The 15,605-nt window shown below is 47.3% G+C and carries 14 protein-coding genes; 2 read left to right on the plus strand and 12 right to left on the minus strand.

All coding sequences use genetic code 11. From position 1 onward, the window contains the following. Positions 1-34 precede the first annotated feature (34 nt). Positions 35-634, plus strand: coding sequence for a GNAT family N-acetyltransferase (locus tag V6D44_RS15475; RefSeq protein ID WP_202328269.1), 600 nt, complete (start codon positions 35-37; stop codon positions 632-634). A 36-nt stretch (positions 635-670) separates the two neighbouring features. On the opposite strand, the gene V6D44_RS15480 is transcribed toward V6D44_RS15475, so the two are convergent. The 12 genes from V6D44_RS15480 to glvA all read right to left on the minus strand — a co-directional run bounded on the left by V6D44_RS15480 (position 671) and on the right by glvA (position 14,951). After that, positions 671-1,828: an ABC transporter permease gene (locus tag V6D44_RS15480; RefSeq protein ID WP_333516690.1), complete on the minus strand. Its 1,158-nt coding sequence runs from the start codon at positions 1,826-1,828 to the stop codon at positions 671-673. A gap of 14 nt (positions 1,829-1,842) precedes the next feature. Further along, positions 1,843-3,033 carry an ABC transporter permease gene (locus tag V6D44_RS15485; protein WP_333516691.1) on the minus strand — a complete coding sequence of 397 codons (1,191 nt, stop codon included), beginning with the start codon at positions 3,031-3,033 and terminating at the stop codon, positions 1,843-1,845. 11 nt (positions 3,034-3,044) lie between these two features. Further along, on the minus strand, positions 3,045-3,980 hold the full coding sequence (locus V6D44_RS15490) for an ABC transporter ATP-binding protein (protein WP_333516692.1): 936 nt from the start codon (positions 3,978-3,980) through the stop codon (positions 3,045-3,047). A gap of 143 nt (positions 3,981-4,123) precedes the next feature. Beyond that, a complete protein-coding gene (gene lnrK, locus V6D44_RS15495; RefSeq protein ID WP_148963643.1) occupies positions 4,124-4,786 on the minus strand; it encodes a two-component system response regulator LnrK in 663 nt (220 codons plus the stop codon). Further along, complete coding sequence (locus V6D44_RS15500) at positions 4,783-5,985, minus strand: sensor histidine kinase (protein ID WP_333516693.1); 1,203 nt, start codon at positions 5,983-5,985, stop codon at positions 4,783-4,785. The genes lnrK and V6D44_RS15500 overlap by 4 nt, the downstream gene beginning before the upstream one ends. Positions 5,986-6,102: 117 nt before the next feature. Then, positions 6,103-6,960 (minus strand): VOC family protein, encoded by an 858-nt coding sequence (locus V6D44_RS15505; protein ID WP_333516694.1) that lies wholly within the window; start codon positions 6,958-6,960, stop codon positions 6,103-6,105. A 17-nt stretch (positions 6,961-6,977) separates the two neighbouring features. Next, positions 6,978-7,382, minus strand: coding sequence for a DoxX family oxidoreductase CatD (gene catD / locus V6D44_RS15510; RefSeq protein ID WP_148963640.1), 405 nt, complete (start codon positions 7,380-7,382; stop codon positions 6,978-6,980). Positions 7,383-7,535: 153 nt separating this feature from the next. Further along, a complete protein-coding gene (locus V6D44_RS15515; protein WP_087992586.1) occupies positions 7,536-9,350 on the minus strand; it encodes an ABC transporter ATP-binding protein in 1,815 nt (604 codons plus the stop codon). Beyond that, on the minus strand, positions 9,344-11,065 hold the full coding sequence (locus V6D44_RS15520; RefSeq protein ID WP_333516695.1) for an ABC transporter ATP-binding protein: 1,722 nt from the start codon (positions 11,063-11,065) through the stop codon (positions 9,344-9,346). Before V6D44_RS15520 ends, V6D44_RS15515 begins: the two co-directional genes overlap by 7 nt. Before the next feature lie 105 nt (positions 11,066-11,170). Continuing rightward, positions 11,171-12,757 carry a PTS maltose transporter subunit IIBC gene (gene malP, locus V6D44_RS15525; protein WP_333516696.1) on the minus strand — a complete coding sequence of 529 codons (1,587 nt, stop codon included), beginning with the start codon at positions 12,755-12,757 and terminating at the stop codon, positions 11,171-11,173. Between the two features lie 15 nt (positions 12,758-12,772). Further along, positions 12,773-13,537 carry a MurR/RpiR family transcriptional regulator GlvR gene (glvR, locus tag V6D44_RS15530; protein ID WP_333516697.1) on the minus strand — a complete coding sequence of 255 codons (765 nt, stop codon included), beginning with the start codon at positions 13,535-13,537 and terminating at the stop codon, positions 12,773-12,775. Positions 13,538-13,601: 64 nt separating this feature from the next. Then, positions 13,602-14,951 (minus strand): maltose-6'-phosphate glucosidase, encoded by a 1,350-nt coding sequence (gene glvA / locus V6D44_RS15535; protein WP_333516698.1) that lies wholly within the window; start codon positions 14,949-14,951, stop codon positions 13,602-13,604. A 335-nt stretch (positions 14,952-15,286) separates the two neighbouring features. On the opposite strand from glvA, the gene V6D44_RS15540 reads away from it, so the two are divergent. Then, positions 15,287-15,601, plus strand: a complete 315-nt coding sequence (locus V6D44_RS15540; protein WP_087992581.1) for a WXG100 family type VII secretion target — start codon at positions 15,287-15,289, stop codon at positions 15,599-15,601. The last annotated feature ends 4 nt before the right edge of the window (positions 15,602-15,605 follow it).

Raw genomic sequence — 15,605 nt, forward strand, 5'->3', positions numbered from 1 at the left:
GGCTACTCCCATACTTTATGCGGGGGGACGAACGATGAATGTGACATTGCGTGAATTAACAGGGGAACTGATCCGGGTGGTGCCGATGGACAAAAGCCATATTCAAGGTTTATATGAAGCTGCAAATGATGAAACCATCTGGGCTCATTTACCGAAAACGATTACAACACTGCATGATATGGAGGATTTTATAGAGGAAGCGCTGCAAATGAAAGCGTCCGGAGCAGAATTTCCATTCGTGATGATTCATCGTGAAACTGGCAAAATCGTCGGCACGACGCGATTTCTGTATATGTCATCCGCTTCAAGGAGCCTTGAGATCGGCTGGACATGGCTGCACCCTTCAGTGTGGGGCACCTCGGTCAACACAGAATGCAAGTATTTGCTGTTACAGTATTGCTTTGAACAGCTCAAAACGATTCGGGTGCAGTTTAAAACAGATGAGCGGAATGTCAGATCGCAAAAGGCGATTGAACGGCTGGGAGCAGTCAAAGAAGGCATATTGCGAAACCAAATGATTAGAAAAGACGGAACATTCCGTAATTCGGTGTTTTACAGCATTATCGACAGTGACTGGCCGTCCGTGAAACAACATTTGGAACAGAGACTGAAGCTTACAGAAAAAGCAAAATGATCCTAAAAAAACATCTGCCCCGAAGGCAGATGTTTTTTAGGATCGGAGCGCTTTCAGCCCCGCTGCGAAGGTAACCGCCGCAAAAGCAAGCAAGATGCCGCAGATCCCGAGAATATCTGTGACGTGTGCACCGTTAGCGATAATCTCAGTCAGCCCGCTCATCGCCCACTTTTGCGGAAGAAATTCAGCAACGGACTGCATCAATTTCGGCTCAATGTCTATCGGCCAATACATTCCGCTTACCATACACGTTGCGATGACGAACAAGTTGCCGAACGCAAGCTGCTGTTCCGGCGTTCTGACATTGGCCGCAATGGCCAACCCGATGCCGACAACGGTCAGCAGGAAAAGCGACACTAACACAATCACCGCAGCCGGATTGCCCCAGCTGATGCCAAACAGCCAATGGGTAGCGAGAAGCAAGATGCCGAATTGAATCCAGCCAATGACGAAGAAGGACAGCACATACCCCGCACCGATTTCCGCCCGGCTGACAGAGGCTGTAAGCAATCTGGACCAGACGCCGTTTTTTCTTGCTTCTAAAATGGTTCCCGCCGCCCCCATCATGGTCAGCATGACAAACAAAATAGAAAAGCCGGCTGCTCTGGAGGCTGTGTCACTTCCGCCCGCACCTTCTTTTTTATCGCTGAGCGTCTTTCGTTTGACGGCTGGTGCCGCATCTTCATGATCTTTGGCGATAACTGTCTTATACGCCGCCTTCCAGTTCTCCCCCGCTGCCTGAGCTGCCGTTTTCGCCGCGGTAACCTGAATATTGAGTTTTGCCAATGTGCTTTCCGCATATTGTTTGGCCATCGGCGCTTCCGACAGTTCTGGGCCATGGCGGAAAATTAGCTCAGGATGTTTTCCTTTTTCCAGCTGTGCCTGGAACGAGCGGGAAATGGTGATGATCCCGGCAATCTTCTTTTGTTTCAGCTTTTCTGACGCTTTGTTTTCAGACATGTTATCGAATGTATACATATCATCGTGTGCCTTCAGCTGCCGAATATAATGCTGCGAAAGAATCGTGTCGTCCTGATCAACGATCGCAAGGCGCAGCTTGTCATCACTGCTGCCGAGCATCCCTCCAAATACAAAGGTCAGCAAAAGCGGGGCAGCGAACATCATCAAATAGTTCTGCCGCTTCTTGAAAATAAGAGAAAGCTCAATACCGCAAATGGCTATGATTTTTTTCATCTCGGTGTACCTCCTTATCTTGTATGAAGCCGTCTGATACCTAGCACGAGTGAACAAAGGCCGATCGCCGCAAAAAGAAGCACAGGCTTTTGAAGGTCAGCCCAGCCTCCCCCTTCCATTAAAGAAAGAAAGCCGTCAAGCGCCCATCGATTCGGCACCGCTTTGGATACAGACTGTAAGAAGTCCGGAAATTGGTACAGCGGCAGCATGGACCCGCCAAGAACCGCAAGCAATTGAATGCCGAAGCCGCCTATCACATCGGCCGATTTCATGTCGCTGATACACGATGCAAGCAGCATTGAAATGCCGGATACAGCGGCAGCGTATGAAAGCCCGAGCACACTCACAAACAGCAGGTTGCCGCCCCAATCCACACCAAATACATTGATCGTGACAATCAGAAATATAAAAAATTGTATGATGGCAAACAGATAGGTTCCGAGCCATTTTCCGAAGAGGATGGCGTATGTTTGCGCAGGCGTCATCAGCATTCTGGCAAGCGTTTCCGTATCCTTTTCTTGTAAAAATGATTTCGCCCCGACTGTCATATGAAACAGCATAAACATGCAAAGCATGGCCGCCGAATAGTATTGAAAACTGGTAACAGCCTTGCTGCCGACTGATTGTTCCTTAATAGTAATCTTGTCACCCGTTTCTTTTTCAAGCGTCTTTACCAGCTTTTCGGCAAGCTGTGAAGGTTCAAGTTTTCCTTGTTTGACAGCTGCTGTTTCACTGACGTAGTCCATTGAGGCTGATGCGGCTTCTTTTACCGCTTTATATTGGTCTATGAAAGATGCGGCGGCTGTATCGATGACGGAGCTTTTTAATGTTTGATCAGGATCAGCATAAACAAAAGCTGAAGTTTTGCCGGCTTCCCAATCGTTCGGGATGACGATGCCGACATCAATTTTCTTTTCTTCAAGCAGTTTCTTCATCCCGTTTTCGCTGCCGGCTTGTGTGACCTTTATCGACTTCATTTTTTTGAGCACATCTGTTTTAAACATGTTCGCTGCATCTGACTGGTCTGATTGGACATAGCCGACTTTGATGTCTTCAATCTGATTGCCTCCGTCAACAACCGATCCGAGCGCCGCCCCTAAAATACAGGTCAAGATCAGCGGCATTAAGATCAGCATCATAAACCCTTTTCTGTCCGTGATTCTGATTTTGAGATCTTTCCATGCGATCCACATGCTTTTTTTCATAGCCGTTCCTCCTAATCCCGCAACGTGCGGCCGGTCAGATTCAGAAACAGGCGCTCCAGATTTGGTTCCTGCACTTGAAGAGACAGCAGGTTGATATGATGGGCAGCGGCCTCCGCAAGCAGACCGGTGACGACTTTCTCATGGCGGGCCGCAGAAATGTCAATTTTGAGTCCTGACTCATGTACGGTCACATCATTCACATGGGCCAGAGAACGGATCGCAAAAAGAAATGCTTCATCGAGCCCGCTGACAGTGAGCTGAATGATGGTATCGCCTCCAAGGCGGGTGCATAAATCGCTTTTTGTGCCGATCGCAATCATTTCTCCCTGATCAATAATGCCGATCCGGTCGCATAAATACTCGACCTCTTCCATGTAATGACTCGTATAGATCACCGTCATGCCCGTTTCATTGAGCTGTTTCACCGTTTCTAAAATATGATTTCTCGATTGAGGATCGATGCCGACAGTCGGTTCATCCATGATCAGCAGCTCAGGCTTGTGCATTAAGGCGGCACCGATGTTGATTCTCCGTTTCATTCCGCCTGAGAATGTTTCAATTTTATCTTTGGCCCGCTCAGTCAGGCCGACATAATCAAGGACCTCTGCCGACCTTTTTTTAGCCTCGCCGTGCGTTAGTCCGTACATTTTCCCCCAAAACATAAGATTCTCATGGGCCGTCAGCGTCGGATATAAAGCAATTTCCTGCGGCACAACGCCGATTTTTTGTTTCGCTTTGGTGGTTTCTTTGCCAATTATATAGCCGCCCACTGTGATATTCCCGCTGTCATGCGGTATGAGGCCGGAAATCATCGAGATGGTTGTGGACTTCCCCGCACCGTTCGGCCCGAGCAGCCCGAACGACTCCCCTTTTTGGAGGGAAAAAGAGATGCCTTTCACGATTATTTTTTTTCCATAGGCCTTTTTGATGTTTTCTGCTTGCAGCACGTCGTTTCACTCCTTTTTTATACCCATTGTCATTGTAGAAAAAAGCAAGGCGTGCGGCATGTAGCGGCAGATAGAATGTAAGGCATGAAAAAAAGGCCTATTGCAGGCCTTTTCAGAGAAACGCATATGCTGAATGTCATATGTCAAAAGTCAGATACACCATGTCTGACCGAATAGATAGCGGCCTGGGTTCTGTCTCTGACAGATAGCTTGCTGATAATGTTCGACACGTGATTTTTCACTGTGCCTTCTGTAATGTACAGCTTTTCGGCAATTTCTTTGTTATTCAGCCCGTACCCCAGCTCAGCCAGAACTTCCAATTCGCGCTCGGTCAGGTCGAGCAACTCCTTAGGTTTATCTGTCTCGTTTATTCCTTTCAGCTGTTTTTCGCGCTTCCATTCATTCAGCATCTGGGCAGTCAGTTCCGGGGGAAGCACCATTCCGCCAGATTGAACGGTCATCACCGCTTTGACAATCGTATCGGCTGACATGTCCTTCAGCAGGTACCCGCTCGCTCCTTCTTCTAGCGCTTCTGCAATCAGCTCTGAATCCTTGAAGGTTGTCAGCATCAAAACCTTTACGCCGGGCAGCGAGCTTGTAATCAGTTTTGTCCCTTCAACTCCGTTGGACACCGGCATTCGGATGTCCATTAACACAATATCCGGCTCAAATTCTTTCGCCTTTTCGAAGGCTTCCTGCCCGTTTCGCGCTGTTGCGATCACCTCAAGCTCTTCTCTAAGCTGAAGCAGCGATGCCAGGCCTTCTCTGACGATATCCTGATCGTCGGTAATGATGATCTTAATCATGATAAACTCTCCTTTTGCTGCGCGGGCCCGAAACTCCATTTTTTATTGGCAAGTGAAAATTCCGCGATTACAGTAAATCCTTGATCCCGTTCGCTCTCAAAGCGGATCATTCCGCCATGCTCCGCTGTCCGTTTTTTCATATTCAAAAGGCCAAAGCCGAGTACCGCCTCGGGATTTCCTTTTCCGTCATCCTTAATGACAAGGCTGATGCTGTCTGTGGTGCAGGCAAGCTGGATCGAACAGGCTGTGGCGCCGCCATGCCGTTTGGCATTGGTGAGAGCTTCCTGCACCGTCCTGACCAGAGTCGGATGAAGAGACAGCGGGATCGTCGCCGGATCACCGCTGACCTCAAATTCGGTTGTGACGCCCGCATTTTTGTAAAAGTCTTCTGTCAGCTGTTTTAGTGAATCGATGACCGAAGGAGCATTTTCCGTTTGCAGAGTGCGCACTGATAAGCGGACATCATCAAGCGCTTCACGGGCAAGCGTTTCACATACCCCGACCGTCTCCTCAGCTTTTTGGCCGTCTCTTTTTTGCCATTCACGCAGAAGCTGCAGCTGGACGAGCAGCGCCGTCATTTTATGCCCCACTGTATCATGGATTTCCCTTGCCATTCTGTTCCGCTCGTAAATGGCAGTCAGCTCTTCAACCTGCTTCGCATATAAATGCAGCTCCTGGTGCGCAGCAGACAGCGCCAGATGGGATTCCGTCAATTCCTGATACTGCTGTTTTGCCGTTTCCTGCGCATCCAGCAGCTTGCGGATTAATTTGCCGACGACTCCGCAGAAGACGACGAATGTCATGCTCGACAAATGATCGATGACAGATTCATTGCCGAACATCAAATATGTACGGATGAGGACGATCAAAAACAAAATAGAGCATAGACATAAGACAGACCAAGCGATTCTTTTATGAAACCCGCACAGAAAAAAGGCGACTGCAACCGGACAGAGCATGATAATGAATAAACCTGTGCCGGGAAAGATAAATCCGAACGAAAAGCCGACCGCGATATCAATTAAACAAAACCAAACGGCATTTGTCTCTGGCTTCTGTAATAAATGATTGGCTGCATACACGGCAGCACCTGCTGATATAAATGCATATTCAAACCAGTTATTCTCTTTCACAATGGACAGATACATCAAACAGCTCACCATCAGGGTGAACATTCTCGTCAAAAACAGAGCCTTCACGCTCATCACTCCCGTTACCCAATTCCCTTCTTATCATACCTGCCTCAAGGTATTTTTGACAGGAGTTTCTGGAAATCAAAAAATCCCCCTGCCGTTTTTTCGGCAAGGAGATTACAGTTAACTAACAAACATAATTTGGACGCCGGAAACAGGATCTTTCACACGGAAGCTGTTTTCCGTTTCTTCGATCGAATATCCGGCATGTTTGACTCGGTCTGCCACTCGATCCAGTTCCTCTTGATGAGGCAAGACAACAGTGTAATCGTCTAATCCACTGGCATTTGTCGGTTTAGGCGGCGCGTTTCTTCCCGCCCAAATGTTTAAGCCGATATGATGGTGGTAGCCTCCTGCTGAAACGAAGAGGGCGGACATGCCAGCATAGTTTCCGACAATATCAAAGCCCAGCACATCTGTATAAAACGCTTTTGCTTCGTTCAAATCACTGACATGCAAATGAATGTGTCCGATGATGGTATCGTCCGGAAGCGCTGTTTTCCGCTCATCTCCGGCTTCTTCCAATAGACCTTCGATGTCAACAGCGGCTGTCCTCATGACGTAGTTTCCTTCACGATCACGCTGCCACGTGCTGCGGGGGCGGTCAGCGTACATTTCAATGCCGTTCCCATCAGGATCAGACAGGTAGAGTGCTTCGCTGACTGCATGATCCCCTTGTCCGATCGCAATGCTATATTCAATCAGCCGGGCAAGCGCGATACCAAGTTCTTTTCTGTTCGGAAGAAGAATTGCAAAGTGATATAGGCCCGTAACAGACCGTTCAGGCAAGACGACGGCGCTCGGATTTTCTTCAAGAATAAGCAGTACTCGTTTTCCATCAGCCGTTAATTCAGCTTGCCGATCCGTCTTTTGTAAGACTTGAAAGCCGATGACGGTACAGTAGAACTGAAGAGAACGCTCGAGACTGCGGATTGTGAGTTTGACATAGCCAATATTTGTATCATCATGAATGCTGGTCATGCTGAATGCCTCTTTTCTTATGCTGCTACGTTTTCGCTCTTTTTTCCTTTAAACACAAATGGATCCAGTGCCAAGAAACGGCTTCCTGAAAGCGCCAGGTGGATGGATGTCAAAAGCAGAAGGTAATCAAATTCTGCATTGCCCATGAAAGGCGCTTTCAGCTTGACTGTGATGATGGCTCCGATCAGCGTGAGCGCAAACAGAACACCGACAATACGTGTAGCCAATCCGAAGAAGACGAGCACGCCGCCAACGAGTTCAATTGCTGCGATGACATACGCCATAAAGCTTGGAAGGCCTATGCTGCCGAAAAATTGGATGGTGCCCTCCATTCCCTGAAACTTTGATAAACCGTGAACAAAAAAGATAATACCTGTCATAACTCTTAAAAGTAATGTGCCAATTTCAAATGATTTATTCATTTTATCCTCCTTGATAAATGTTATCAGTTACTTAATGTAAGTTAGTATATATACATAACTTATTTACGTCAAGTAATTTCGTTACATTTTACAAAAATGAAATAAAAGAACTATAAAACTGTAACAAAAAAGACCTTTGTGCAGGACAAAGGTCTATTTCTCAAATTGGCTTTCATATAAGTCACTGTAAAATCCTTTTTGCCGAAGCAGCTCGCTATGGCTGCCTTTTTCAATCATTTCGCCGTCTTTTAGCACCACAATCTGATCCGCTCTTTGAATGGTATTCAGCCTGTGGGCAATGATGACGCTTGTTCTCCCCTCCATTAAACGGGCGAGCGCTTCTTGAATGTTGACTTCTGTTACGGTATCAATGTTGCTTGTCGCTTCATCCAATATGAGAAGAACCGGGTCGGCAAGCACCGCCCTCGCTATAGAAATCAATTGTTTTTGTCCTTGGCTGATGCCTGATCCGTTTTGCGTCAACACGGTTTCGTATCCTTTTGGCAGCCTTTCAATAAAGCTATGGGCGTTCGCTGTTTTTGCAGCGGCTTCGACTTCCTGATCAGAAGCATCGAGCCTGCCGTAGCGAATATTTTCTCTGATCGTTCCCTGAAACAAGAACGAATCCTGAAGCACAAACCCCATGTTTTTCCTAAGGCTTGCTCTAGTAAGGGTTTTAATATCTGTACGGTCGATTAAAATCCTTCCCTCATTAGGTTCGTAAAAACGGGCGAGCAGGTTCGTGACGGTTGTTTTCCCCGCTCCCGTCGGGCCGACAAACGCGATGGACTGTCCGGCAGGCACGGTAAACTGTAAATGCTGCAGTGTCTGCTGCCCTTCATCGTAACCGAAGGACACATCCCGGAATTCAATACTGCCTGTTTGGAACGGCTGATGAACGGCGTTCTTTTCATCCTCGCGCTCTTCTTTTTCATCAAGCACGTCAAACACCCGTTCAGCACCGGCAATGGCGGACAGCATTGTATTAAACTGGTTAGCCAGATCGTTTAAAGGGCGTGTGAATTGCCTTGAATACTCGGCAAAGACGACGATGGAGCCGATCGAGATCCAGCCTTTCAGCGCGAACAGACCGCCGATTGCCGCAATCATCGTAAAGCTTAGGTTATTCAAAGAGTTCATGACTTTCGGGATAAACCCGGAAATCGTCTGTGCCCAGAAGCCCGACGTCTTGAGTGCGGCGTTTTTTTCGAGAAATTCGGCTGTGATTTGCTTTTCACGCGAATAGGCTTTGATGACCTTTGCGCCGGAAACGGATTCCTCAATATATCCATTCAGCTCACCAAGGTTTTTCTGCTGTTCTTTAAACAGCTTTCCCGTCCGGTTGGTGATCCATTTCAGGCTCACAGCCATCACCGGAATGATGGTCAGGGTAATCACTGTAAGGAGCGGGCTCAAGTACAGCATGACCGCAACCGTCCCGACAAAGGTGATGACGCTTGACAATATTTGAATGACTGACGTGTTTAAGGTCGAGCTGACATTTTCGATGTCATTTGTCACCCGGCTCATCAGCTCGCCGTGCCGCTGTTTATCAAAAAACGGAATCGGCAGCTCATGCAGATGGGTAAACAACTCGCTTCTCATTCTGAAAACAGTGCCTTGGGAAATCGTAATCATCCAATAGTTTTGAAACCAGAGTGACAGGGACTGAATTACATAAATGACAAGCAGAAGAAGCAAAACGGGAACCAGTCCGCTTACCGTTCGCCCGACAATGAAATGGTCGATGGCCTTTCCGATCACAAAGGGGCCGAGGAGCCCGAATATCGCGCTGATGACAACCATCAGCATGACAAGGATGAGCAGTCCTTTTCGTTCAGCCAAGTAAAACCAGATTCGCTTCAGTGTGCCTTTTGCATCCTTTGCTTTCGTCCGCTTTTTCGCGCTTTCTTTTTTGTCGATTGGCAGTTTAGGATATTGGAAAGGCTTGCGGATGTCTTTTAGCACGACTCACTCCCCTCCCTTCCGAATTGCGACTCGTAAATGCGCTTGTATAACTGAGATTCAGAAAGCAGCTCACTGTGCGTGCCTTTTTCAATCAGTTCGCCATCCTCAAGCAGCAAAATCTCATCAGCTTTCATCGCCGTGGTCATTTTTTGCGTAATGATCAAAGTTGTGCACTCATAGGTGCTGATCGCCTCAAGCAGCTTTGCCTCCGTTTGCAGGTCGAGTGCGCTTGTGCTGTCATCTAAAAGAAGGATGGCCGGCTTTCGGATCAGCGCCCGCGCAATGGAAATCCGCTGCTTCTGGCCGCCGGACAGGTTGACGCCTCTTTGTCCCAATACAGTGTCATATCCATTCGGGAGCTTCATAATCGTTTCATGAATCTGCGCATGTTTGGCCGCTTCCATTATTTCATCAAGTGAAGCATTTTCTTTGCCCCAAGCGATATTTTCTTTGATTGTGCCGGAAAACAGGAGCACTTCCTGCGGTACATATCCAATTTGCTTGCGAAGCCCCTCGGCCGGAACATCACGAATCGGCTTTTCATCTATGTAAATGCTGCCTGAATCCGGCTGATAAAGCCGCGGAATGAGCTGAAAGAGCGTGGATTTGCCCGCTCCCGTCGCACCGAGAATCGCGATTGTTTCCCTTGGATTTACGGAAAATGAAACATCTCGCAGCGCTTCTCTGTCCATGTCAGGATAACGGAAGGATACATGCTGAAACACAATCCGTCCCGACAAACGATCAGTTATGATCCCTTCCTCTCCTTCGTCGCCCTCCGTTTCAAGCACCTCGCCGATTCTATCTCCAGAAGCTTTAGCCCGGGTGAAAATCATAATCAAAAACGGAAACATCGAAAGCGCGCCCGTAATTCGTGTTGCGTAGTTAATAATCGCGACAACATCACCGACCTGAGTGCTTCCGCTCGTGATACTGTGGGCCCCTGCCCACAAAATCAAAAGAATGCAGAGGTTCATCAGCAGCATCAGCACAGGCATCGTGAATTCCACAAGCTGAAATGCTGAAACTGTTTTTTCCATCAGCCTTGTGTTGGCTTTGATAAATCTTTTGACCTCGTGGCTGCCGCGAAGCAGCGCTTTGATCAGCTTGATTGCGGTTAAGTTTTCCTGCATGACGGTGTTCACCTGATCCAGCCGTTTCTGCACTGAGCGGAACAGCGCCCCGCCTTTCTTTAATACCCATAGCAAAAACAAGATCAAGATCGGAATGGTCACAAGCAGAAAAAAGCCGAGCTTCACATTAACGGCCAGCGACAGCACAATGCCGCCTGCAATCATTAACGGAGCCCGCAGCATAAACCGCAAACTCATAAAAATCATATTTTGAACCTGTGTGACATCGTTTGTCAGCCTTGTGATATAAGAAGAGGACGAAAACTGTCCAAATGTCGAATAGGAGAAGGACTGGATTTTTTGAAAAAGCCCTTTTCTCGTATCATAGGAAAAGCTTTGGCTGACATGGGCGGCATAAAAGGAATTCAGCATTCCCCCCGCAAATGATAACACGGTCAGTCCAATCATGACCGCGCCCCATGTCCACACATGCCGGAGATCTTGCTTCAATATCCCATCGTCGATGATTTTTGCGATCAATAGAGGCTGCACCAGTTCAACCGCAAGCTCCGTCAGCATGAGAACCAGGGCAATTCCCACCAGGAATGAATGTGGTTTTAAAAATGATAAAGCCTTTTGCATGTAAAAGCCTCCAAACCCCTTTTTACTCGATTGTCTCTTTCTTTACTTTACTATGATGGTCTTTTTGACGGCAAACGAAAACCCTCCCGAAAAGGAGGGCTGGCTTTATTGATTCAATATTTTTTCCACACGCTCCCGCATCTGCGGAACGCTCAATCCGATAATCACCTGAAACGCTTTCCCATTCCTGACGACCCCGTGTGCGCCAAGCGCGCGGAATACGCTGTCGGATTCAACCTTTGTTTCATCCTTGACACTGACTCTGAGGCGGGTGGCGCAGTTTGTGACTTCTGTGATGTTGTCTTTTCCGCCCAGCGCTTCAACATACAGAAAAGCGGTGTCATCTGCCGTTTCAGCAGCGGCGGCCGTTTCGTCCCTCTTGTTTTTTCTGTCTTTGTATTCTTGTTTCGAATACAGCTTTGTTTCCTGCTGGTCATCCTTTTCCCGTCCTGGTGTGGCGATATTGAATTTGAGGATTAAAAATCGGAAGACGAAAAAATAAATAGCTGTAAAAGAGAGCCCGATCAAAATTTGATACACATACGTCATACCGTGGCTGCCAAAGAGCGGAATCCAGTTCAAGGTAGCCGCTTCGATCAGCCCGCCTCCCATGTTTCCGACGACACCAGCCAAATACATGACGGTCGACATTGATGCCGCAAGCACGGCGTGAACCGCAAATAAGAAAGGAGAAATGAATAAGAAAGTGAACTCAATCGGCTCTGTAATACCGGCGACAATCGCCGTCAGCGTAACAGGAATCAGCAGTCCTGCGACGAGTTTTTTCTTTTCCTTGCTGGCTGTGGCATAAAACGCCAGGGCGATCCCCGGAATGCCGAAGATTTTCGAGTTGCCGTGGAGCGCGAAGCCGCCTTGCGGGAAAAGCTCCTTCAGCGATTTGGCACTTTGCGAATATTCACCGAGATGCTGTGCCCAATACGTGACGATCCCGCCTTCCGCTACAGCAGGCCCGTAAATAAACGGCGTGTAAATAAAGTGATGAAGCCCGGTCGGAATCAAAATCCGTTCCAAAAACGTATAAATCCAAACGCCCACCGCCCCCGAAGCAACCAGGAAGCTTTGCAGCGAGCCGATTCCCGTCTGAACCATCGGCCAAATATAAGACACGGCCAAGGCAATCGGGATCATAATGAAGAAGGAAATCATCACAATATACGTTGAGCCTTGAAAGATGCCGAGAAAATCGGGCAGTTTTTTATCGAAATAACGATTATGCAAATAGACGACAATCGAAGAAATAAAGATGGCCCCGATAATGTTGGTATCAAGCGTTTTGATGCCCGCGATCATCGTTAACCCACTCGTTCCGCCGGCCTCTTGGTTCATGTCGACGCCAAATGCGCCTCCCCATACCGTCAAGATTGAGCTCACAAAGTAATTGAATGTCAAGTAAACCGTAAGCGCTTCCAAACAAGCGCGAGCCTGAGCTTTCTTCGCCAAAGCAACCGGGATTCCGATGGCGAATAAGAGCGGCATTTGATTAAATACTGTCCAGCCGCCCTGCTCAATGATATACCAGCACTGGTACCACAACCCGTCTGGATCGGCGAGCGGACCCATGAGGGTTTGATTTTTAAATAGCGTACTAACCCCTACGATGATGCCGGAGAACGCGAATAATAGAACAGGCACAAACATCGCGCTTCCAAAGCGCTGAATTTTTTGCATCATACCAGAAACCCCCTGTTACTCAATGTCATTTTTTTCTGCCTCTTTGTAATCAACATATGCGCGGAACAATGCTTCGCCAACGAGAAAAAAAGGTGCAAAAGCGACAATTTCCGTTTTATCGCTTAATGTCACAGGTTTGCTTGTCGCATAAAGATTGTGCGGAGTCAGCTGGGCGAGGACATTGTTTTTTAAATTCGTAATGGAAATAAAAGGAATACCCTTTGCAGAAAGCATTTTTGCCTGAGGAATCAGCTCCGGTGTTTCTCCGGAAAGAGAAATGATGATAAACAGATCGTTTACTTTAAAATCGTCCCGCATCAGATTAAATTCATTTCTGTCTTCAATCAAAATGAGATACCGATGGCGCGGAATAAACATTCTTTGCAGATCACGAGCGCAGATCTTTTGCGCATTTCCTGATCCGTACACGAAAATGCGGTCTGCTTCATCAATCAGCTGGCACATCTCCGTCATGTCCTTTGTCCTCAAGAACTTCAGATTTGATTCAATATCGTCAAGCAGCTTTTGAAAACTCATATTCTCGCCTTCTTCCGGCTGATCTTCCCACTTTAAAAAAACGCGAAATTCACTGTAGCCGCTGAAACCGAGCTTTTGGGCAAGCCGCAAAATCGAGGAACGCGATACGCTGCAGGCTTTGGCCATGGCGTCGATTCCCAGGTGATAGCACGTGTGCTTGTGATTCAATATATATTTTAAAATATGAAAATCGTTGTCATTTAATTTGTTATAGTGCTGATTAATCAGTTCTTCGAGCTGCATATCAGATTCCCCCATTTTCTTTCTATTATATACAATTACAGATTCAAAAATGGGGGAATTTCAGTTATGAAATGCGGATTGGGCTTTGATCAAGCTGTGGCCAATAGTCTTTGTTGGCCTCTATTAAATCCTCGAGAATGAGCCTTGCCACACGCGTGTTCGGCACTGTTTTTGACAGAATCAGCGCTTGCCAGAGCTTTTGGAACGATTTCTCTGCCCACGCTTCAACAGTTAGTTTTTCAACCGATACCTGTTGCTCCATCAGCCCCTTTTGGAATTGCGGAATGGTGCCGACTGTGATCGGTTCAGGCCCATTAGAGCCGACGATACATGGCACCTCGACCATCGCAGTCGGGTCAAAGTTCGCAATCGCGCCGTTGTTTTCAACGATCAACAGCATTCTTTCACCTGTGTTGTAGGCAATTGCCCGGGCCAGATCAACGATATATGATGCGTGATCATCTATTTTGATTTCGCTGTTTTCCGAGGACTGCTCGCGTGTGATCATGTCACATTGACTGAAAATGAAGGCTTCGCGCCCTTCCATCACTTCGTTTGCCCGCGTATGATTCGGATTTGATTTTTTCACCATATCTTCCGGGAACAAATAATATTGCAAATACGTATTCGGCAGTGTGTCAGGATCTGCGGCCTGTACGTCACGCGCTTTGGCGAACGTATCATTCCAGCTCGCCTCTACAGCTTCAGCATCCGTCTTCGGAATATACCCGTATTGAGATACATGCTCCTTCAGCTTCGGCATTAAATCGTTGCCCTCTTGATCATGAATCGATGTCCACCAGCCGAAATGATTTAAACCGTAATAGCGGACCTTCATGTCTTTTCTTGAGGACAGGCCGAGAATGTGCGCCATCCGGTCTTCGATTCCGACCGGCATATCACAGATATTAAGAATTTTCGAATTCGGTCTGAGGCGTCTCGTAGCTTCGGCTACAATCGCCGCCGGGTTGGAGTAATTAAGCATCCATGCATCAGGCGAGTATGTTTCCATGTAATCTACTATTTCAAGCACGCCGCCGATCGAACGCATGCCGTATGCGATACCGCCCGGCCCGCACGTCTCCTGGCCGACAACTCCGTACTTCAGCGGAATTTGCTCATCGAGCGCACGCATCGCGTATTTCCCTACCCTAATGTGCGCCATGACAAAATCGACATCTGTAAAAGCTTCTTCCGGGTCAGTTGTCGCTGTAAATTCAATGTCCGGCGCTTTTTCTCTAACAAAAACATCACAGGCGCCCGCAATGCGATCCTGTCTTTCCTTATCATTATCATACAGCTTGAGCTTTCTGATCGGAAACTCCTCCAAATGGTCCAAGAGCATCAGAACAATCCCGGGAGTAAATGTGCTTCCTCCGCCCGCTATTACGATTGAGAATGATTTTTTCTTCATATGACGACCTCCTTGATAACGTTTACATTTTTATTTATACCATGGGAGAGCCCGTCCCGTAACACGTTTGGGCCACTTAGATCATTTAATCAACTTTAGTGTTTTTTCTCATAGAGCGGGAAATTTCTCATTTACCTTGCGTCTGATAGATTTGGTTTTTTTACCTTTTTTGTAATCTTAAAGTCTCACCAACTGTGAAATTTAAGTGAATATACACCCTTCCAGTTCTTATGAAAAGGTTCTTTTGTACGATTCGGATACATGCCGAATTATTTATAATCATTTATAGAAAACATCCATTTGTGCGTGATTTTAGGAAAGGCAGGGGACAAAAGTTGGACTCATATAAAGTCATTGAGCTGGCAAACAAGTACAGTGCGGCCGCGGAAGAGGTCAGAAGCTCCAAAATGCTCCTTGAATCCCGGTTATCTGCATTAGGGGATGCTTGGCAGGGGAAAGCAAGAGATTCGTTCGACCAGGATTTCGAGGAAACGAAAGCGGCCTACGATCAATTCGAACTGGAACTGCTTGAAACAAGCCAAGAACTTAAAGCAGCCGCCGTCAAAATAGAAGAACGAAAAGCAGAGATTGCCAGAATGGAAGAAATGGAACGTAAAGCCAGAGAGGAAAGACATAAACTCAGGGGGTGAACAG

This window comes from Bacillus sp. 0209A (assembly GCF_036765095.1).
Lineage (GTDB): Bacteria > Bacillota > Bacilli > Bacillales > Bacillaceae > Bacillus > Bacillus subtilis_G.

What these genes read in the sequence shown, in the direction of transcription:
- V6D44_RS15475 (WP_202328269.1), top strand. Translation starts at nt 35, where the DNA reads ATGAATGTGACATTGCGTGAATTAACAGGGGAACTGATCCGGGTGGTG.
- V6D44_RS15480 (WP_333516690.1), bottom strand. Translation starts at nt 1,828, where the DNA reads ATGAAAAAAATCATAGCCATTTGCGGTATTGAGCTTTCTCTTATTTTC.
- V6D44_RS15485 (WP_333516691.1), bottom strand. Translation starts at nt 3,033, where the DNA reads ATGAAAAAAAGCATGTGGATCGCATGGAAAGATCTCAAAATCAGAATC.
- lnrK (WP_148963643.1), bottom strand. Translation starts at nt 4,786, where the DNA reads ATGATTAAGATCATCATTACCGACGATCAGGATATCGTCAGAGAAGGC.
- V6D44_RS15505 (WP_333516694.1), bottom strand. Translation starts at nt 6,960, where the DNA reads ATGACCAGCATTCATGATGATACAAATATTGGCTATGTCAAACTCACA.
- catD (WP_148963640.1), bottom strand. Translation starts at nt 7,382, where the DNA reads ATGAATAAATCATTTGAAATTGGCACATTACTTTTAAGAGTTATGACA.
- V6D44_RS15520 (WP_333516695.1), bottom strand. Translation starts at nt 11,065, where the DNA reads ATGCAAAAGGCTTTATCATTTTTAAAACCACATTCATTCCTGGTGGGA.
- malP (WP_333516696.1), bottom strand. Translation starts at nt 12,757, where the DNA reads ATGATGCAAAAAATTCAGCGCTTTGGAAGCGCGATGTTTGTGCCTGTT.
- glvR (WP_333516697.1), bottom strand. Translation starts at nt 13,537, where the DNA reads ATGCAGCTCGAAGAACTGATTAATCAGCACTATAACAAATTAAATGAC.
- glvA (WP_333516698.1), bottom strand. Translation starts at nt 14,951, where the DNA reads ATGAAGAAAAAATCATTCTCAATCGTAATAGCGGGCGGAGGAAGCACA.